Origin of the sequence: Leucobacter celer subsp. astrifaciens (assembly GCF_001273835.1) — a bacterium.
GTDB classification, from domain to species: Bacteria; Actinomycetota; Actinomycetes; order Actinomycetales; family Microbacteriaceae; genus Leucobacter; species Leucobacter celer.
The window spans coordinates 338,342-357,200 of record NZ_JHEI01000133.1 but is presented as its reverse complement, the minus strand read 5'-3'; the positions used below and the strand labels follow the sequence as shown (position 1 = coordinate 357,200).

15 protein-coding genes are annotated in these 18,859 nt (G+C 70.2%); 7 read left to right on the top strand and 8 right to left on the bottom strand.

Annotation, left to right across the window (positions count from 1 at the left end):
• Positions 1-296: 296 nt before the first annotated feature.
• The 3 genes from AMS65_RS04015 to AMS65_RS04005 form a co-directional block, all read right to left on the bottom strand.
• Positions 297-3,059 carry a fibronectin type III domain-containing protein gene (locus AMS65_RS04015; protein ID WP_053382859.1) on the bottom strand — a complete coding sequence of 921 codons (2,763 nt, stop codon included), beginning with the start codon at positions 3,057-3,059 and terminating at the stop codon, positions 297-299.
• Between the two features lie 269 nt (positions 3,060-3,328).
• Positions 3,329-4,660, bottom strand: coding sequence for a PhoH family protein (locus AMS65_RS04010; protein ID WP_053382910.1), 1,332 nt, complete (start codon positions 4,658-4,660; stop codon positions 3,329-3,331).
• 281 nt (positions 4,661-4,941) lie between these two features.
• Entirely contained in the window at positions 4,942-5,778 is an 837-nt protein-coding gene (locus AMS65_RS04005; protein WP_157502057.1) for a hypothetical protein, read from the bottom strand.
• Positions 5,779-6,343: 565 nt separating this feature from the next.
• Between AMS65_RS04005 and mtnA the strand changes: the two genes are divergently transcribed.
• The 7 genes from mtnA (at position 6,344) to AMS65_RS03965 (ending at position 13,520) form a co-directional block, all read left to right on the top strand.
• Positions 6,344-7,387 (top strand): S-methyl-5-thioribose-1-phosphate isomerase, encoded by a 1,044-nt coding sequence (gene mtnA, locus AMS65_RS03995; RefSeq protein WP_053382856.1) that lies wholly within the window; start codon positions 6,344-6,346, stop codon positions 7,385-7,387.
• Between the two features lie 41 nt (positions 7,388-7,428).
• Complete coding sequence (locus AMS65_RS03990; RefSeq protein WP_053382855.1) at positions 7,429-8,496, top strand: BMP family ABC transporter substrate-binding protein; 1,068 nt, start codon at positions 7,429-7,431, stop codon at positions 8,494-8,496.
• A gap of 137 nt (positions 8,497-8,633) precedes the next feature.
• Positions 8,634-10,226 carry an ABC transporter ATP-binding protein gene (locus AMS65_RS03985; RefSeq protein WP_053382854.1) on the top strand — a complete coding sequence of 531 codons (1,593 nt, stop codon included), beginning with the start codon at positions 8,634-8,636 and terminating at the stop codon, positions 10,224-10,226.
• Positions 10,223-11,455, top strand: a complete 1,233-nt coding sequence (locus AMS65_RS03980) for an ABC transporter permease (RefSeq protein ID WP_053382853.1) — start codon at positions 10,223-10,225, stop codon at positions 11,453-11,455. Before AMS65_RS03985 ends, AMS65_RS03980 begins: the two co-directional genes overlap by 4 nt.
• Positions 11,452-12,366: an ABC transporter permease gene (locus AMS65_RS03975; protein ID WP_053382852.1), complete on the top strand. Its 915-nt coding sequence runs from the start codon at positions 11,452-11,454 to the stop codon at positions 12,364-12,366. The genes AMS65_RS03980 and AMS65_RS03975 overlap by 4 nt, the downstream gene beginning before the upstream one ends.
• Entirely contained in the window at positions 12,363-12,929 is a 567-nt protein-coding gene (locus tag AMS65_RS03970; protein ID WP_206541962.1) for a cupin domain-containing protein, read from the top strand. Before AMS65_RS03975 ends, AMS65_RS03970 begins: the two co-directional genes overlap by 4 nt.
• Before the next feature lie 9 nt (positions 12,930-12,938).
• Entirely contained in the window at positions 12,939-13,520 is a 582-nt protein-coding gene (locus AMS65_RS03965) for a TetR/AcrR family transcriptional regulator (RefSeq protein ID WP_053382851.1), read from the top strand.
• Here the strand turns inward: AMS65_RS03965 and AMS65_RS03960 are convergent.
• The 5 genes from AMS65_RS03960 to AMS65_RS03940 form a co-directional block, all read right to left on the bottom strand.
• A complete protein-coding gene (locus AMS65_RS03960; protein WP_053382850.1) occupies positions 13,517-14,506 on the bottom strand; it encodes a CPBP family intramembrane glutamic endopeptidase in 990 nt (329 codons plus the stop codon). The two genes, AMS65_RS03965 and AMS65_RS03960, sit on opposite strands and share 4 nt — an antisense overlap.
• A gap of 10 nt (positions 14,507-14,516) precedes the next feature.
• The gene (locus tag AMS65_RS03955) at positions 14,517-15,644 is read right to left on the bottom strand and encodes a DUF1648 domain-containing protein (RefSeq protein ID WP_053382849.1); all 1,128 of its coding nucleotides are present in this window, start codon (positions 15,642-15,644) and stop codon (positions 14,517-14,519) included.
• The gene (locus AMS65_RS03950) at positions 15,641-16,090 is read right to left on the bottom strand and encodes a GntR family transcriptional regulator (protein WP_083451464.1); all 450 of its coding nucleotides are present in this window, start codon (positions 16,088-16,090) and stop codon (positions 15,641-15,643) included. Before AMS65_RS03950 ends, AMS65_RS03955 begins: the two co-directional genes overlap by 4 nt.
• 296 nt (positions 16,091-16,386) lie before the next feature.
• A complete protein-coding gene (locus tag AMS65_RS03945) occupies positions 16,387-17,550 on the bottom strand; it encodes an acyl-CoA dehydrogenase family protein (protein ID WP_053382848.1) in 1,164 nt (387 codons plus the stop codon).
• Positions 17,551-17,591: 41 nt separating this feature from the next.
• The gene (locus tag AMS65_RS03940; protein WP_053382847.1) at positions 17,592-18,854 is read right to left on the bottom strand and encodes a CaiB/BaiF CoA transferase family protein; all 1,263 of its coding nucleotides are present in this window, start codon (positions 18,852-18,854) and stop codon (positions 17,592-17,594) included.
• Positions 18,855-18,859: the final 5 nt, after the last annotated feature.

Here is an 18,859-nt window from a genome sequence, read left to right as displayed (position 1 = left end):
GGAGGCTGCGCGGCACGCGAAAAGGGGGTTCGGGATCATGCGATCCCGAACCCCCTTTTTTCGTGTGTGCCACGGCGTCGAAACCCGGACACCCGCCGGTTGAGCGGAGCCCGCCGGTTGAGCGAGCGCAGCGAGTCGAAACCCGGCCCGTCGGGTTTCGACTCGTCGCTGCGCTCCTCGCTCAACCGGCGGACGCAAGCCGCCGGTTGAGCGAGCCGCAGGCGAGTCGAAACCGAGGAACCTTCTAGCTCCGGGGTTCACTCGCTGCGCTCGCTCAACCGGCGAGGACGGGTCGCTCAGCTCTCGGCGCGGTACAGGAACGCCGCCATCGCCTCACGAGTCACATTCGACTTCGCCGCATAGGCCGGCTTGCCCGACGACTGCTTGATCCCCGTCGACAGGCCGCTCTGCGACATCCAGGCGATCTCCTTGTAGAACTTGTCGCCCTTCCGCACATCCGCAAACGGCGACACCGCAGGAACCGCAGGCTTCTTCGTCGCATCAAGACGGTACATGAATGCCGCCATAGCTTCACGGGTGATACCCGACTTCGGCTGGAACTGCGGCTTGCCCGAGGCCTGTCTGGTCCCGGTGGAGACGCCCTCCTGGTGCATCCATGCGATCTCCTTGTAGAACTTGTCGCCCGGCTGCACGTCGGCGAACGGCGAGGTCGCCGGGGCCTTGAAATCCTTCGGCGCGCTCAGCCGGTAGAGGAATGCGGCCATCGCCTCGCGGGTCACCCGGTTCTTCGGCTGGTACTGGTAGGTGCCGTTCGCCTGCTTCACGCCCGTCGAGATACCCTCGGCGGCCATCCACGCGATCTCCTTGGAGAACTTGTCGCCCTTCTGCACATCCGTGAACGACACCTTCGGATCCGGGTCCGTCGGCTTCGGATCGACCGGATCCACCGGGTCGACGGGATCCGCCGGTCCCGCGGGAATCTCGACACCGGGCTCGGTCACCCACTTCTTGCCATCGGAGTACTTCGTGACGATGACCTCGTCGTAGAGATCGCCCACGTTCTTGGCGGGCCGCTCGACGTAGGCACCGTCGACGTAGGCGTAGGTCTTCGCGCCGCTCGCGTTCTCGGCGACGTAGGAGCGGTAGACCAGCTGGTCGGCGCTGACGTCGATCACCTGGTAGGTGGTGACCTTCTCGCCGCGCAGCACCTGGGTCGCGCCGTTGTTGGTCCAGACGTTCTTCGCCTCGGTCTCGAGGTCGTAGTGCTTGGCGCCCGAGTTGGAGACAGCGTACACCGGACCGGTGGTCATGCCCTCGGTGTCGGTGCTGGTGGTGTTCTTGTAGCCGCGGGCGTAGGTGTGATCGTGCCCCATGAGCACGAGGTCGATGTTGTTCTCCTCGAACACGGGCACCCAGTACTCGCGCAGCACAGGCTCATTGCGACCCGAGGACGTGGAGTAGACGGGCTGGTGGAAGGTGACGACATTCCACTTCGAGGCGCTGTTCTTCAGCACGTAGTCGAGCCAGGCGGCCTGGTACTCGGTCCACAGGGCGGCGACCTTGCCCGAGGGGCACTCGGCACCCGAGCAGGACGGCAGGCTGCTGGGCCTGAGGAACTCGGTGTCGCGGGTGGCGTTCAGCGTGATGAAGCGCACGCCCTGGTAGTCCGTGAAGTACACGGTCTCGGCCGCGAACTCGGCCCAGTGCGCGAAGTAGGCGGCGTACTGCTTCGCCGCGTCGCTGTCGCCCTGGGCGAGCGCCGCCAGCTCGCCGATGGTCTCGGTGCTCGGCTGGTTGAGCGGGTACTCGAAGTGGGCCTTCCACGACGCGAGCAGCTTGTCGCCCGAGTACTCGTGGTTGCCCGGGGCCGCCATCACGTTGGTGCTGGTGGCCGACTTCTCCATGCCCTTGAACCAGTTGCGCCACTGCGTGTCGTTGCTGCCGGTGTCGATCAGATCGCCCGCGTGCACGGATCCGATCGAGCGCGTGGCGCGCTCCTCGGCTTGGCGTACGACCTCGGGCCAGGTGGTGTCGAGGCCGATCTGCGCATCACCGTAGTAGACGAACTGGAAATCGGTGGCCGCGGGATCCGCCGTGGTGAACTCGTACCACTCGCTCCAGCTGCCGGGCAGGCCGACGCGGTAGCGGTACGCGGTAGCGGGGGCGAGTCCGTCGACGGTCGCCGAGAAGTGCGGGGTCTGGTTGCCGTTCACGCGTCCGGTCTCGTAGGCGTCGACCGCGCGGGTGTCGCCACCCGCTGCGGGGACGATCTCGACCTGGCCGATCCCGTGGGACACGTCGCCGGCGAGCCACGAGAACGACTGCGAGGTCGCGGGCGTCTCGGTGGGTGTGAGGATCACCCGCGTCGGGGCCGCCTCGACCACTTCGCCCGGCACGGACGCCTTGACGAGGGTGAGCTCGGTCATATCGAAGTAGGCATCCGACGAGGAGGCGCGATCCTGGTAGAGCGCCACCGCGATGGTGTTCTCGCCGTCGCGCAGCAGCTCTCCGTCGATCGAGAACGTGCCGCTGACGGGGTTTCCGCCGTTCTCGCCGGCGTACTGCTGGTTGGAGGGATTCGCGTCGTCGACGCGCCCGTCGCGGAAGTTGGCCACCCGCTCGCCGTTGACGTAGACGCGCACGGCGTCGTCGTAGACGATGGTGCTCGCTGCGGAGGCGAGCTGCTCGGAGACGCCCTCGGGGATATCGAAGGTGGTGCGGAAGAAGTAGGTGGGGATCGTCGGGGTCGCGACGCCGTCGATGTAGTGCTCCAGCTTGGTCACCGGCGTGTAGGGGCCGACGGGCGCCAGCGCGTTGTTCTTCACGCCGAACGCGCTGGGGGCCTGCTTCCAGCCGCTGTCGTCGAAGTCGGCGGCGGCCCAGACCTGGCGGTTCTCGTTCTCGCCTGCGGGGTCGGTGTAGTCGTCCAGGTACTTCCAGGTGGTGCCGGTCGTCACGAGCGATGCCGTGGGCACCTCGACGGCTCCGGGTTCGGCGAACGCTGCGGTCGGTACGACGAGGCTGCCTCCGAGCAGAGCGACGACGGCGAGCGCCACCGCGCTCCGTCTCATGCGCACCGCGGGGAATGACTGGGTCATAGCTGTCCTTCGGTAGAGAGCGATCCGCTCTGCCCGTGCGGCAGAGCCTCGACTACTCCACCAGCCGCGGGTAGCCCCGCCACGACCCTCCGATGAGCGCGAGATGAACCCCGCATGACCGGCGGACGAACCGCACACCGGCAACGTCTCGCCACGCGCACGGAAAAACGCGGAGTCCCGGATGGCTGCTTCGATTCACATGGAAGCAGCCATCCGGGACTCCGCGTTGCCGGCGGGTGGGCTCCCGCCCGTTGCCGGCGCCCGCCCGCCTACGGGGTGTCGAGCAGCTCCGTGACGAGCGCCGCGATCTCGCTGCGCTCGGAGCGCGTGAGCGTCACGTGGCCGAACAGGCGGTGCCCCTTCAGCTTCTCGATGACCGCCGCGATGCCGTCGTAGCGGCCCACCCGCAGGTTGTCGCGCTGGGCGACGTCATGCGTGAGCACCACCCGCGAGTTCTGGCCGATGCGCGACAGCATCGTCAGCAGCACGCCGCGCTCGAGCGACTGCGCCTCGTCCACGATCACGAAGGCGTCGTGCAGCGATCGCCCGCGGATGTGGGTGAGCGGCAGCACCTCGATGAGATCGCGTGCGATCACCTCGTCGAGCACGTTCTCCGAGACGATCGAGCCCAGGGTGTCGAAGACCGCCTGCGCCCAGGGTCCCATCTTCTCCTCGCGATCGCCCGGCAGGTAGCCGAGCTCCTGCCCGCCCACCGCGTACAGGGGGCGGAACACCATGATCTTGCGGTGCTGCCGCCGCTCGAGCACGGCCTCGAGACCCGCCGCGAGCGCGAGCGCCGACTTGCCGGTGCCTGCGCTGCCGCCGAGGGAGATGATCCCGACCTGCGTGTCGAGCAGCAGGTCGATGGCGAGCCGCTGCTCGGCGCTGCGCCCGGTCAGCCCGAAGACCTCCCGATCTCCGCGCACGAGGTGCAGCGAGCTGGGACCGTCCACGCGCCCCAGCGCCGAACCGCGCGGCGAGGTGAGGATCAGGCCAGTGCCGTACGGGAGCTCCTCCAGCCCCTCGACGCCGTCGAGGCGGTCCTCCTCCCAGAGCAGCTTCATCTCCTCCTCTCCGAGGTCGACGGCGGCGGTGCCGGTGTAGGCGTCGTCGTGCGCGAGCTCGGCCCGGTATTCCTCCGAGCCCAGGCCGATCGCGGCCGCCTTGAGACGCATCGGCAGATCCTTCGAGACGACGGTGACGTCGAGGCCCTCCTCGGCCAGGTTCTGCGCGACCGCGAGGATGCGAGTGTCGTTGTCGCCGAGCCGCATGCCGCTGGGCAGCGTGTCGATGCTCGTGTGGTTGAGCTCGACCCGCACGGTGCCGCCGGCATCACCGACGGGCACCGGGAAGTCGAGGCGCAGGTGCTTCTGCCGCAGCTCGTCGAGAATGCGCAGCGCCCGGCGGGCGAAGTAGCCGAGTTCGGGATCGTGCCGCTTCTTCTCGAGTTCGATCACCACCACGACCGGCAGCACCACGGAGTGCTCCGCGAAGCGGAAGAGCGCCGAGGGATCGCTCAGCAGCACGGACGTGTCGAGCACGTAGGTGCGCTGGCGTTGATCGATGCCATCGATGGATTCGATGTCATCGACGCGCTCGATGCGCGCGCCGGTCTCGGTACCCTCGGCGGGTTGCGCGAGCGGGGCGGTTTCGGGGTGCTGGATCTCGGCCACGACGGCTCCTTCTGGCCCGGGGCGGTCGCCCCGGCTCAGCGATGGAGGCCTGCGGCTGCGAGGCGGCTTCGGCCTCTATCGACCGGGCACCCTGCCCGGTGATTCACACGGTACGCCGCGTTTCCGCGGGATCCCTGATCGACACGCGCGCGGTTCTGTGAACGCTTCGTAACGGAGCTGTGAACCGAGGTGACGCGCGGGAGCCCGGATCAGGCCTCGCGCCTGCGCGCCCCGACGGCGATCGCGGCGGATCCTCCCGCGAGAAGCAGCCCGACGCCCGGCAGCCATCCGCCCCAGGTCTCGTTCCCGGTATCGGCGAGTCGTTCAACACCGGGGGTCGCGGTGGTCGGGCGCTTCACCGGGCCCTCTGCGGACCCGACAATGAGGACCCCGACGCCGGAGGCAGCGGTCCGCCACCCGGAGGAGAGGCATTGGAAGACGACACCGTTGCCGAAGTGCTCGTCCTCTCTCACCGGCAGCGCGTCGGCGGGAATCGCGAGCGCGCCGCTCCCGGTGCCGTCAGAGGCGAGCGGCTGTTCCCCGAGCGCCACCCTCCTCGCCACGACGTCGTTGCCCGCATGCGACCAGAGCAGCGCCACCGCATCGCCGGGGGTTCCGTTGAAGACGCACTGTCCGCTGAAGCGCAGAGAATCCCCTGGGGCGCCCTGCGCGGGCGCGACGGCGAAGTCCGCAATGGGCTTGGGCGCCTCTCCCGGAGGGTCTCCGAGCACGGTGAACTCCGTCTCGGCGTACCCGAGCACGGCGTCGTCGCTCTGGCACCAGCTCACGACGCGGTACTCCCCGGGCGCAGCGGCGGCCGGGAGCGTGAACGTGACACCGTACCCGCCGTCGCCGATGGCGGGCAGGGTCCGTGAGAAGTCGAGTCTGCCGTCTCCGGCGTCCCCGGGCGCCTGGTAGGCGAAGTCCAGCTCCCAGCAGTCGGACGCGATCGTCACCGCGTCGCCCGGCCGCGCCGACGCCGGGGTCAGCTCGAGCGCGAAATCCAACGGATCGTCCTCGGGTACGAGCGGCTCGCTCGGGCCCACGGGTACCCCGAGCGGCTTCTCCCCCGCGGCGATCGGGTGGTTCCGAGGAGCATCCGGCCCCTCGTCGCTCGCTGCGCCTCCCCGTCGGCCGCGGCATCGTGCTCCCCACCGGCGCCCTCGTGCAGGTCGACCGCGGAACCGCCTTCCCCGAGCGAGCCGCCCCCGGCGCCCTCCTCGGGCAGGGGCTCCTCCGCCCCTGCGGGCACGGGCTGATCCGCGGAGACGGGGGCCGGGTCCGGTTGAGCCGGGTCCGCGCCGAGCGCGAGGGCGGGCAGAGGTGCGAACGCTACGGACAGGAGAGCAGCGGCCGCGAAGCTCCCCAGCAGGGCGGAGCGGAGCGAACGGCGAGGAGAGGCAGTCATGGGCACCCGGCAATCAGGAATTCTCAGTATGCACGCCGAGTGTACACACATTCACCACACAGCTCCGATCGATGCGGAGGCTCACCCACCCTGGAGGCGTGCAGCCCCCGCGACGTGTAACCGAGACGTTAACCGCGGCGGACGCGCGCGAGCGCACACGAGCGGTATCCTTGGACGTCGGGGAAGAACGGGAAGGACATCGCTTGCGCACGATCGACTGGGTTGACGGAGCTATCGAACTCATCGACCAGACTCTGCTTCCGCACCGACTCGAGGTGCGACGCGTCACCGAACTGCCCGAGCTGATCGACGACATCCAGCGCCTCGCGGTGCGGGGCGCTCCTGCGCTCGGGGTCGCCGGCGCCATGGGCGTCGCACTCATCGCCGCGAGCGTGGAAGCCGCGAACGGCGACGAGGAGCTGGATCGCGACGAGGTGCGGCACCAGGCCGCGCTGCTGCGCGAGGCCCGCCCCACGGCCGTCAACCTCTCCTGGGGCGTCGACCGGGCGCTCACGCGTCTCGATCAGGGCGCGGCCGCCATCCTCGACGAGGCCATCACGATCCGCGACGAGGACATCGCGGCGTGCATCTCGATGGGCCTGCGAGGCGCCGACCTGACGCGCGAGCTCACCGGCAAGGACCGCGTGCGCGTGATGACGATCTGCAACACCGGCAGCCTCGCCACGGTGGAGCGCGGCACCGCGCTCGGCGTGATCCAGACCCTGCTCGAGCAGGGCTCCCTCGAAGAGGCCTTCCCCCTCGAGACCCGCCCCCTGCTGCAGGGCGCCCGCCTCACCGCGTGGGAGCTGCAGCGCATGGAAGCCCCCTTCCGCCTCATCATCGACTCGGCGGGCCCCTTCCTGCTGTCCCGCGGCATCGCCGACGCCGTGTTCATCGGTGCCGATCGCATCGCCGCCAACGGCGACTCGGCGAACAAGATCGGGTCCTTCTCGCTGGCCCTCGCCGCCAGGCACGCCGGTGTGCCCTTCATCGTGGTCGCCCCCGAATCGACGGTGGACATGTCGACGGCGAGCGGCGCTGAGATCGAGATCGAGGATCGCGGCTCCGCCGAGGTCACCGGTTTCGGCGGCACCCGCACGGCCCCGGAGGGCATCGGCACCGTCAACCCGGCCTTCGACGTCACCCCGCACGAGCTCATCACCGCGATCGTCACCGAACGCCGCGTGATCATGCCGGGCACAGGCCAGACCCTCGCGGATGTACCGTTCGAGGCGCTTCGCTCCTAAGCTCATTCCCAGCCCCCTTTTTCACACCCGAAAGGAACACTATGTTCTTCACCAAGCGTCGCGCTCGCGCGGCCCTGATCGCCGGCGCGGCCTCCGCCGCGCTCCTGCTGACCTCGTGCGCGGGCGGCAGCGGTAACGGCAACGGCAACGGATCCGCAGGCGGTGGCGCCGAAGGCCCGCACTTCATCTACATCACGAGCGACCCGATCGGCCAGAACGAGTTCCTCAAGTCGGGCAAGACCGGCATCGAGAACGTCGCCGAGCAGTTCGAGGGCACGCAGGAGACCTACGAGTCCAAGGACGACGCGCAGCGCCGTCAGAACGTCGAGGCAGCCATCTCGAAGGCCCCCGAGGTCGTCGTGATGCTCGGCTTCCAGTTCGGCGACGTGGCCGTCGAGCTCGCGGAGCAGAACCCGCAGCAGAAGTTCCTGCTCATCGACACCTTCGTCGAGGGCGCACCCGAGAACCTCTACCAGGCCACCTTCCGCGAGCAGGAGCCCTCCTACCTGCTCGGGGTCGAGGCCGGCCTGCTCACCGAGGCCGACAAGGTCGGCTCGGTCATCTCGCTCGACATCCCGCTGCTGCAGAAGTACTCGGGCGGCTTCGCCGAGGGCGCGAAGAGCGTCAACCCCGACGTCGACACCGTGAACCCGCAGGTCATCGGCGGCGACAACCCCTTCGCCGACACGGCCCGCGCCAAGGAGCAGGCGATCGCCTTCGCCGGCACCGGTGTCGACCAGGTCTTCGCCGTGGGTGCCGCAGCGAACGGCGGCATCATGGAGGCCGCCGCGGAGAAGGGCTTCTCCGCCTACGGCGTCGACGCCAACCAGTGCCCCATGGCCCCCGGCTCCGTCGTCGACGGCACCATCAAGGCCGTCGACAAGGTCGTCGAGACCGTGGTCGGCGAGATCATGGAGGGCAAGAGCTCGCAGGAGGCCACGACCTCCTTCGGCCTCAAGGAAGAGGGCATGACCATCGTCAGCCTCACCGAGGGCGCCGCTGATTCGCAGTGCACCGTCATGGATCACCCCGAGGTGCTCGAGCAGGTCGAGCAGGCGCGCGACGACATCGTGAGCGGCAAGATCGAGGTCACCGACCCGACCGCGTAGCGGGTCGCCCCCTCCGCTGGTTGAGCGAGGAGCTTGCGACGGGTCGAAGCCGAGCCTCAGGGCCGTGGTTTCGACTCGCTCCGCTCGCTCAACCAGCGGAAGGCCCCGCACCACCGAATACCGAGCAAAGGAGCGAGATGGTCGCCGAAGTCTCGATGCGCGGGATCACCAAGCGCTTCCCCGGAGTCCTCGCCGATGACGACGTCGACTTCGAGGTGGCAAGCGGCGAGATCCACGCCCTCATGGGCGAGAACGGCGCGGGCAAGTCGATCCTCATGTCGATGCTGGCCGGCGTGTACCGGCCCGACGAGGGCGACATCTTCATCCGCGGCGAGAAGCACGAATTCGCCTCGCCGCTCGACGCGATCGATGCCGGCATCGGCATGGTCTTCCAGTCGTTCAAGCTCTTCCCCTCGCTCACGATCGCCGAGAACGTCGTGTTCCGCAGCGAGCCCACCCGGCGAGGCCTCATCGACCGCCAGGCGGCGAACCGCAAGGTCGCGGAGATCGCCGAGAAGTACGGCCTCGCGCTCGATCCCTCCGCCCGCGTCGACTCCGTGCCCGTCGGCGTGCTGCAGCGCGTCGAGATCGTCAAGGCCCTCTACCGCGAGGCCCGGGTGCTGATCCTCGACGAGCCCACCGCGGTGCTCACCCCGCAGGAGACGGAGCGCCTCTTCGACGTGCTGCGCGCCCTCAAGGCGGACGGCCGCACGATCGTCCTCATCACCCACAAGCTGAACGAGGTGATGGCGATCTCGGATCGCGTCACCGTGCTGCGGGACGGCCGCAACGTCGCGAGCCTCGTCACCGCGGAGAGCTCCCCCGAGGAGATCACCCGCCATATGACGGGCCGCGACGTCGACCTCACCACTCCCCCGCCCGCCCGCGAGCCCGGCGAGGTGGTGCTCGACGTGCGCGGTCTCAGCGTGCCCGGTTCGGGCGACCGCGACGCGGTCTCCGAGGCGAGCCTCTTCGTGCGCTCGGGCGAGGTCGTCGGCATCGCCGGCGTGGCCGGCAACGGCCAGGTGGAACTGGCCGAGGCCGTGATCGGCATGCGGCGCGCCAGCGCCGGCAGCGTGTCGGTGCGCGGCGAGGATCTCAGCCGCGCCTCCATCGCCCAGCGACGCGACGGCGGCATCGCCTACATCCCCGAGGATCGTCACGCGGTCGGCAGCGCGGGCACCGCCGACGCGATCGACAACCTCGCTCTCGGACACCACCGCAGCGCGCCGCTGCTGCGCCGCGGGCTGCTCTCGCGGGGCGCCATGCTCGACCACGCGAAGCGCCTCATCCAGCGCTTCGGAGTGAAGATCGCCGGCCCCTCGACTCAGGTCGGCACGCTCTCGGGCGGCAACCTCCAGAAGGTCGTCGTCGCGCGCGAGCTCGACTACCGCTCACCGCTGCTCATCGCCGAGCAGCCCACCCGCGGCGTCGACATCGGAGCCATCGAATCGATCCACCGCGAGCTCTGCGAGTACCGGGACGGCGGCGGCGCGCTGCTGCTGATCTCAGCCGAGCTGAGCGAGATCATGTCGCTCTCCTCCCGCATCCTCGTGATGTTCGAGGGCCGGATCGTCGCCGAGGTGCCGAAGGCGGAGGCGAGCGACGCACTGCTCGGCCTCTACATGGCCGGGCACACGCCCGAGGAACGGCACCGACCGGGAGCATTCGCAGCCGCACTCGCCGCCCCGGCGAACGGGACGACGAGCGAGAAGGGGGACCCCCAGTGAGCACCCTGCAGAAATTCGGCCGCTGGCTGGCCGGGCCGATCCCGGTTTCGGTCGTGCTCGCCCTGCTCATCGGCGCGTGCTTCATGCTGATCGCCGGGGTCGACCCGCTGAGCGGCTACATCGCCATGGTCAACGGCTCGTTCGGCAGCGGTCCCGGTCTCGCGAACACCCTGCAGCGGGCCATCCCGATCATCGGTATCGGCATCGCGATCGCCATCGCATTCCGCGCCGGCGTGCTGAACCTCGGCACCGAGGGCCAGGCCGGGCTCGGCGCTCTCGCGGGCGGCATCGTGGCGATCTACGTGCCGGGTCCCGCAGCCCTGATCGTGCCGCTCGCCTTCGTCACCGCCGTCGCGGTCGGCGCCGCGTGGGGGCTCATCGCAGCGGTTCTGCAGAACCTGCTCGGGGTACCGATCCTCCTCTCCACGCTGCTGCTCAACTACCCGGCCCGCTACTTCTCGTCGTGGGTCATCCGCTTCCGGCTCGACGAGCCCACCTCGGATCTCGTCGCCAGCGAGCAGCTGCGCCCCGAGGTGCAGCTCTCGATGCTCGTGCCGCGCGACTCGGCCTTCGCCGACACGCTGCGGAACGCCTTCGGCCCCACCAGCCCGGTCACCGCCGTGCTGACGGGCGTCAACTGGTCGCTCGTCGTGCTGATCCTCGTGGTGATCGGCGTGATCTTCATGAACCGACGCACCCGCTACGGCTTCGAGTCGGGCCTCAGCGGCCAGAACTCCGAATTCGTGCGCTACGGAGGGGTGAAGCCCGGCCCTCTGGTGCTGCGCACCATGGCCCTCTCCGGCGGGATCGCGGGTCTCTTCGGCCTGATGCTGACGATCGGAGCCCCCAGCACGCGCCTCATCGAGGGCTACTTCGTGCAGACCAACTACGCGTGGACCGCACTGCTCGTCACGCTGCTGGCGCTCTACCGGCCCGTGGGCATCGTCATCGCCGGCCTCTTCTTCGCCGCCATCATGGTCGGCAGCGACGCGATGGGCCGAGAGCTCGGTCTCTCGCCCCAGATCGCGGCCGTGATCCAAGCACTCGTCATCATCCTGCTCGCCTTCCGCGTCGCACTGCCCCGCTTCCGGCGCAGACGAGGCGGCCAGGCGGGCGATGAGCCGCCGCTGGACGAACCGCCGGTCGATCAGTCCCCGCTCACCGCGGCGCACGCCCCCGCCCCCGCGGCGGTCGCGCCCGTCGCCGAGCCGAAGGAGTCGGAGCGATGAACTTCCTCGACCTGTTCGACCAGGATCTCCTCTCCTCGGTGCTGCGCTCGCTGATCCCGATCCTGCTCGCCGCGCTCGGCGGCATGCTGGCGGAACGCGTCGGCATCTTCAACATCGGCCTCGAGGGCATGATCCTCATCGGCGCCTTCTGCGGCGTCGCCGCCTCGTTCTTCACCCACAACTGGATCGTGGGCGTGCTCGTCGCGATGATCGCGGGTGCGCTGTTCTCGCTGATCCTCGGCTACGGCTCCGTCTACCGCAAGGGCGATCCGATCGTGCTCGCAATCGCGATGAACATCCTGGCCGTGGGCATGACCAGCTTCCTGCTGGTCGCGATCTTCGACGTGCAGGGTGTGTTCCAGGATCCCGGCATCGACGGCATCCCCGTCTGGCGCATCCCGTTCCTCGCCGACATCCCGGTGCTGGGCGCGTTCTTCTCGCTCTCGCCGCTCGGCTATCTGGCGCTGCTGCTCGTGCCCGTGCTCTGGGTCGTGCTCTTCCGCACGCCCCTCGGGCTGCGGCTGCGCGGTGTGGGCGAGCGACCGCTCGCGGCGGCCACCATGGGCGTCGACCCGCAGCGCTACCAGCTGGGCGCGGTGATCGCGTCCGGCGCCCTCGCCGGCCTCGGCGGGGCGCAGCTCGCTCTCGGCAACGTGGTGCAGTTCACCGAGAACATGTCGGCGGGCCGCGGCTGGATCGCCGTCGTCGCCGTGATGCTGGCCCGGGCGCACCCCATCGGCGTGCTCGGCGCCGCGCTGCTCTTCGGCTTCGCCGACGCGATCGGGTTCCGCCTGCAGTCGTTCGGCCTGCCGCAGCAGCTCACCGACGCCGGCCCCTACGTGGTGACCCTGCTCGTGCTGATCCTGATGAGCAAGCGCTTCCGCAAGACCCGCGAAGCGGCGCTCGCGTGAGCGACGGTCGCCGGTCCGCTGAGTCGACGGGCGGCGACGCGCCCGCTGGGCCCGTCGAAGGAGGCGCGCCCACGCCACGGCCCCGGACCGGGCTGCCGGCCGAAGCGGCGCGGTGGGTGGATCGCCTGGGCCTCGAGCCCCTCGAGCACGAGGGCGGGCTCTTCCGGCGCATGCACCTCGACGAGCACTCGAGCGCCATCTACTATGTCCTCGCGAACCCCGATTTCTCGGCGCTGCACGCGCTCGACTCGGTCGAGGTCTACCACTGGTACGCGGGTGCGCCGCTGCGCCTGCTGCTGCTGCACCCCGACGGGCGGGCCGAGGAGCGCCTGCTGGGGCCCGACCTCGACGCCGGGCAGCTGCCGCAGGTCGTGGTCGAGCCGGGTGTGATGCAGGGCTCGTCTCCGCTCGGCGATTGGACGCTCATCGGCACGACCATGGCTCCTCCGTTCCACTGGGAGGGCTTCGAACTGGGCGAGCGCGACGCGCTGCAGCAACGGTATCCGCTCGCGGCCGAACGCATCGCCGAGCTCACGCGACTGCCCGAAACCTCGGAGGGCTAAGGTAGTCCTATGACCGACGCGCGTATCGTCCGCACCCGAGCGGCCCTGCACCGCGCGATCATCCAGCTGGCCACCGAGAAGCCGGTCCCCAGCATCACGGTCTCCGAGCTCGCCGACCTCGCCGGCATCAACCGGGTGACGTTCTACAAGCACTTCGCCAGCCCCGCCGAGACCCTGGGGTCGGCGCTGAGCCTCGAGCTCGATCCGGCGCGAGAGCAGTTCATCGCCGGATACACCGAGCTCACCGCCGATCCGATCGAGATCTTCGTGGCGAGCATCAACCAGATCCTCGACCACATCGAGCGCCACCGCGGCCTCTACCTGCTCTCGATCAACACCCCGCAGGACGGCACCGTGCCCAACCTGCTCACGGACCACTTCACCGAGACGCTCAAGCTCTACCTCGAGCAGCGCGCGCTGTACGAGCCGCGGCTGCCCGAGTTCGAGGTGGACGTCGTGGCGCGGTTCTTCGGCATGGGGCTCGTCGGCGCGATCAAGGCGTGGGTGCTGAGCGGGGTGTCGGATCGCGAGTCGTTCCTGCGGTCGATCACCACACTGGCGCCGTCCTGGTGGTTCCCCACCCGGTCCTAGGCCGCCTTGCGGGCGAGCTCCGGCTCCCTGCGCAGCTGCCCGGTGAGCGCGAGCACCAGGATCAGCGCACCGCACACGATCCAGCCGGCCACGCCGGCGACCGTGACCAGCTCGGGCCGCACGGTCTCGCCGGCCGCCGCGAACCACATGATCATGCCGCCCGTGCCGTTCAGCGCGCCGTGGCCGATCGTGGCAGGCCACACGGAGCCGGTGCGGAGGCGCAGCCAGCCGAAGAGCACACCCATGATCGTGCAGTTGACGGTCATCAGCGCGACCCCGCGCCAATCCATCAAGCCGTAGTTGTGCCCCAGCAGGGTGAGCGGTGCGTGCCACAGCCCCCAGAGCACCCCGCTCAGCAGCAGGGCGGGCCACACGCCCATCGGGCGCAGCGCCGGCAGCAGCCAGCCGCGCCACCCCAGCTCCTCCCCGAAGCCGAGGATCGAGTTCGGGATCACGGCCGCGATGGGGAACAGCGCCAGTTGCACACCGACGAGTACCCACGGCGACGGCAGGATCGAGGCGTCCATCCCCTCCGGAAGCGCCGCGGCGTTCATCTCCGCGAACCCCGAAAGGTGCACGAGATCGATCCGCACCCACCCCAGCATCGCCGCGAGCAGGGTCGTCACCAGCCCGATGACGAGCGGGGCGAACAGCGCCGCGACGGTGAACCAGACGACGCGCTTCGCGGGCCGGAGCGGCCACATGCCGAGGAAGCGCAGGCGCTCGCGCCGCGGCACGCGCATCGCGAAGGTGACGACGATCGCGGCGATGGCCGGGGTGAGCATCATCGCCATCGCGAGCAGGCCGAAGAGCACCGGGAAACCGGGCGCCTCGGGGCCCATGAGCCACAGCGGCAGCGCCACGAGCCAGGCCAGCCCGTAGGCGAGCACCACGAACAGCGCGACCGCGCCCCACGGCACTTCACCCCGCTCGGGTCGATCCGCGCGCAGCGGTCCGGCCACTGCAACGGTCTTCTGCGGTTCCATGTCCGTCACGCTACCCATCACCTCCGACATTCGATTCCCTCTCCCCCACGGCCCGTGCAGCCACCGCTTCGAGCAGCGCCGCACCGGTCGCCGCATCGTCCACGGTCACCGCGAAGAGCCTGCCGTCCCGACGTGTGATCAGGATCCCCTCGCCGGTGCGCATCACGATCCCGAAGCCGGTGCCGGGCACCCACCGGGTGCCCCAGCCGCCCCACTCGCCGAGGGGATTGATCTCCCGCGCCTCGACGCTCGCGACATCCTCGGCCGGCACGCTGAATCGGGGCCACCCGGCCAACGACCGGGCCTCGATGCCGCGTTCGTCGACGCGCACCCGGAACCACGAGCAGGTCACCGCCAGCACCAGCATGAGCACGACGACTCCCACGGGGATCCACCACCCCGGCCCGCCCAGCAGCACCAGCCACAGCATCGTCGCCGAGGTCACCACCAGCGTCGTTCCGAGCACCCAGGCGAAGGCGCGCGACGGGCGGATCTCGCCGACCCACACCGCCCGCTCGTTCTCGCCGAGTTCGAGCGGGCGGAGAACGTTCCGCCGCGAGGACTCGATGCGCAGGCTCGGCTGCACGAGGAAGCCCGCCCCGCCGCCGACGATGGCGGCGGCGAAGCCGATCGCCATCACGCCGCCGATGCCGGGGGCATCGCGGGCGTCGGCGAGGTCGAGCTGGATCCGCGCGCTGAGCACCGCGAGCACCATGACGAGCGTCACGACTCCCAGCGACGTCGCCGCGAGGAAGCGATTCATCCCGGACCACACGGGGGCCGTCGCCTTGCCGCCGAACACGCCCAGCAGGCCGAGCAGCGCGCTCATTCCGATGCCGAGACCGGCGAAGACGGCGATGCCGGCGGCCGGGGGCATGAAGCCGTCCGGGGCGCCGCTGCCCGACCAGTGCGTCGCCATCGGATCGGGCAGGCGGGGCAGCCAGACGATGAGCACCGTCGTGGCCGCGGCGGTCAGCACCAGCGGCAGGATCAGTCCGACCCACAGGGCCGCCCGCCTCGCGCGCCGCAGTTCCCGCTGCTGCTGCGGGATGAGCGGCGTGGGATCGGGTGTCTCGGCGCCCGCGAACGCCTCCTCCCCGGCTCCCCCGACGGCCCGCAGGTGGCGGTCGCCGCTCATGCGGCGTGCTCCGCAGCGGGGCGGACGGGCGGAACGGGAGACGCGACCTGCGCGGCGCCGTCCCCGATGCCGGGTCGACCGTCGACGGCCGAGCCGGACTCCGCGGTGCTCTCGACGAGCGCTGCGAGCGCGGCGGCGTCGACTCCGAGCTGCGCGGCCCGGTCCACGAGGCGCCGCACCTCGTCGCGGAGCGCCGCGACGCCGGTCGCGCGCTGCGTCACCACGGCGCCGCGACGGCGCTTGAGGTCGATCAGGCCCTCGTCCCGCAGCTGCTGGTAGGCGCGCAGCACGGTGTGCACGTTGATGCCGAGCCCGGTCGCCACCTCCCGCGCGGGCGGCAGGGCGGCACCGGGGCCGACCCTCCCGCCCGCGATGTCCGCACGCACGGAATCCGCGATCTGGGCGTAGATGGGCCGCTCGCTCGCCTCGTTCACTCTCACCAGCACGGCAATAACTCTACATCAGATAGAACTATTGCGCGGCGGGGGCCGGGGTTTCGAGGCCGGACCCGGCTATGAATGAGGCCGGACCCGGCGATAGATATGGGATCTGCAGAAGGTATGCCGAACTCTCCTGAGCTCAACATATCTTCTGCAGATCCCATATCTTCCGCGGAAGCGCCCGCGGGGCGGCGGGCACTGGGCCGTGGAGCCGCGGGGCGGCGGGGCGGCGGGGTCGCGGGGCACCGGGGCGGCGGGCGGCGGTGCCCCGCGGGGCGCGTCGGCCGCCTCCCCGAATGGCGCTAGAAGGCCGCGATGCCGGTCAGCTCGCGCCCGATCACCAGCTGGTGCACCTCGTCGGTGCCCTCGTAGGTGCGCACCGACTCGAGGTTGGCCATGTGGCGCATCACGGGGAAGTCCGAGGTGATGCCGTCGCCGCCCAGGATCGCGCGCGCGGTGCCGGCGATCTTGATGGCCTCGCGCACGTTGTTGAGCTTGCCCACGGAGATCTGCCCGTACGTCAGGTTGCCGGCGTCCTTGAGGCGGCCGAGGTGCAGCGCCAGCAGCAGGCCCTTCTCGTACTCGACGAACATGTCGGCGAGCTTGGCCTGGATGATCTGCTTGCCGCCGATCGGGGCGCCGAACACCTCGCGGGTCTGCGAGCGGTCCACCGCCGCCTCGAGGCACGAGCGCGCGGCGCCCATGACGCCCCAGACGATGCCGTAGCGCGCCTCGTTGAGGCACTTGAACGGCGAGGAGAGGCCCTTCGAGCCCGGCAGGATCGCGTCGGCCGGCAGCCGCACGTCGTTCAGCTCGATCTCGGTCTGCAGCGAGGCGCGCATCGACAGCTTGTTCTCGATCGCGGTCGCCGTGAAGCCGGGGGTGTCGGTCGGCACGACGAAGCCGCGCACGACGCCCTCGTCGTCCTTGGCCCAGATCACGCCGACCTGCGCGATCGTAGCGAGCCCGATCCAGCGCTTGCGGCCGTTGAGCACCCACTCATCGCCCTCGCGACGCGCGGTGGTGATCATGGTGTTGGGATCCGACCCGCCCTGGGGCTCGGTGAGTCCGAAGAAGCCGATCGCCTCGCCGCGTCCCATCGCGGGCAGCCACCGCTGCTTCTGCTCCTCAGAGCCGAACTTGTAGATGGCGCCCATCGCGAGCGATCCCTGCACCGAGAGAGCGGTGCGGAAGCCCGAGTCGACGGCCTCGAACTCCATCGCCACGAGGCCGTAGGCCACCGAGGACGCACCGCGCAGGCCGTACCCCTCCATGTACATGCCGAACGCGCCGAACTCCCCCACCTCGGGCAGCAGTTCGACGGGCAGGCGGCGATCCTCGAAGGCCTGGTCGATGATGGGGCGGATGCGGGTCTGCGCGAACTCGCGTGCGCGCAGCTGCCACTCGCGCTCCTCCTCCGTCACGAAGTCGGCGACGTTGAACAGCTGATCGATGGTGGTGGTCATGGGTGTCCTTCCGGTGGGTCTACGGGGCGGTGCTGCGCCGGTCAGCGCGGCAGCCAGGCGGCGTCCTGATGCTCACCGACGCCGGGCGGCGGCACGTGATAGCTCGCGGGCGTGGCGGAGAGCGAGATGGGGGTGGCGATCGAGCGCAGCACGCGCGAGGTGCCGTCGGGCGCGGTGGCCTGCGTCTCGGCGACGGGATCGAGGCCCAGCGAGGTGGCCAGCTCGATGGCCTGCCCGATGGTGTTCACGCGCCCGGCCGGGATGTTCGCGGCGGTGAACGCCTCGATCCACTCCTCGGCGGCGCGGGTGCGCAGGCGCTGCTCGAGCGCCTCGCGCAGCTCCACCCGGTGCGCCACACGCTGCGGGTTCGTCGCGAAGCGCTCGTCGCTCGCGAGCTCGGCGATCCCGAGCACCTCGCACAGCCGCGCGAACTGCCCGTCGGTGCCGACGGCGAGCGCGATCGCCTGATCGGCCGCGGCGAAGGTCTCGTAGGGTGCGATCGAGGGGTGGGCGTTGCCCATGCGGCTCGGCGAGACGCCCGTCTCGAGCGTCGAGGAGGCCTGGTTGGCGAGCGCGGAGAGCAGGGAGCCGAGCAGCGTCACTCGCACGTGCTGGCCTCGGCCAGCCGTGGGGGAAACAACACCGTCGTGCTGGCCTCGGCCGGCCGCGGGCGAATCGGCACCGTCGTGCCGGCCTCGGCCGACGGCGTCCCTGGCCGCGAGCGCGGCCTGGATCCCGATCACGGCGTTGAGGCCGGTGAGGATGTCGACGAGCGCCACGCCCACCTTGGTCGGCTCGCCCCCGTCCGCGTCTCTCTGACCGGTGATGCTCATGAGGCCGCCCACGGCCTGCACCAGCAGGTCGTATCCGGGCAGCTCGCGCCCGGCGGTGTCGCCGAATCCGGAGATGGAGCAGTAGACCACACCGGGGTTCTCCGACGCGACCGAGTCGTAGCCGAGGCCGAACTTCTCCATGGTGCCCGGCTTGAAGTTCTCGATCACGACGTCGGCGGTGCGCGCGAGTTCGCGGGCGCGGGCGAGCCCCTCCGGGTCGCGCAGGTCGCAGACCACCGAGCGCTTGCCGCGGTTGACCCCCGCGAAGTAGGTGCTCTGCCCGACGGCGTTCACCGGCGGTCGCCACTGGCGGGTGCCGTCGCCCTCGGGGCTCTCGATCTTGATGACGTCGGCTCCGAGATCGGCGAGGATCATCGTGGCGTGCGGTCCCGCGAGCACCCGGGAGAAGTCGGCGACGCGGATCCCCGCCAGCGCTCCGCCGTTCCGGGCCGTCTCTGCCTGCTCGTCCACATCGC

Excerpts from the sequence above, each read along its gene's own strand:
- AMS65_RS03985 (WP_053382854.1), top strand. The coding sequence starts at position 8,634 with ATGGTCGCCGAAGTCTCGATGCGCGGGATCACCAAGCGCTTCCCCGGA.
- AMS65_RS03955 (WP_053382849.1), bottom strand. The coding sequence starts at position 15,644 with ATGAGCGGCGACCGCCACCTGCGGGCCGTCGGGGGAGCCGGGGAGGAG.
- AMS65_RS03975 (WP_053382852.1), top strand. The coding sequence starts at position 11,452 with ATGAACTTCCTCGACCTGTTCGACCAGGATCTCCTCTCCTCGGTGCTG.
- AMS65_RS03990 (WP_053382855.1), top strand. The coding sequence starts at position 7,429 with ATGTTCTTCACCAAGCGTCGCGCTCGCGCGGCCCTGATCGCCGGCGCG.
- AMS65_RS03965 (WP_053382851.1), top strand. The coding sequence starts at position 12,939 with ATGACCGACGCGCGTATCGTCCGCACCCGAGCGGCCCTGCACCGCGCG.
- AMS65_RS03960 (WP_053382850.1), bottom strand. The coding sequence starts at position 14,506 with ATGGAACCGCAGAAGACCGTTGCAGTGGCCGGACCGCTGCGCGCGGAT.
- AMS65_RS03945 (WP_053382848.1), bottom strand. The coding sequence starts at position 17,550 with ATGACCACCACCATCGATCAGCTGTTCAACGTCGCCGACTTCGTGACG.
- AMS65_RS04015 (WP_053382859.1), bottom strand. The coding sequence starts at position 3,059 with ATGACCCAGTCATTCCCCGCGGTGCGCATGAGACGGAGCGCGGTGGCG.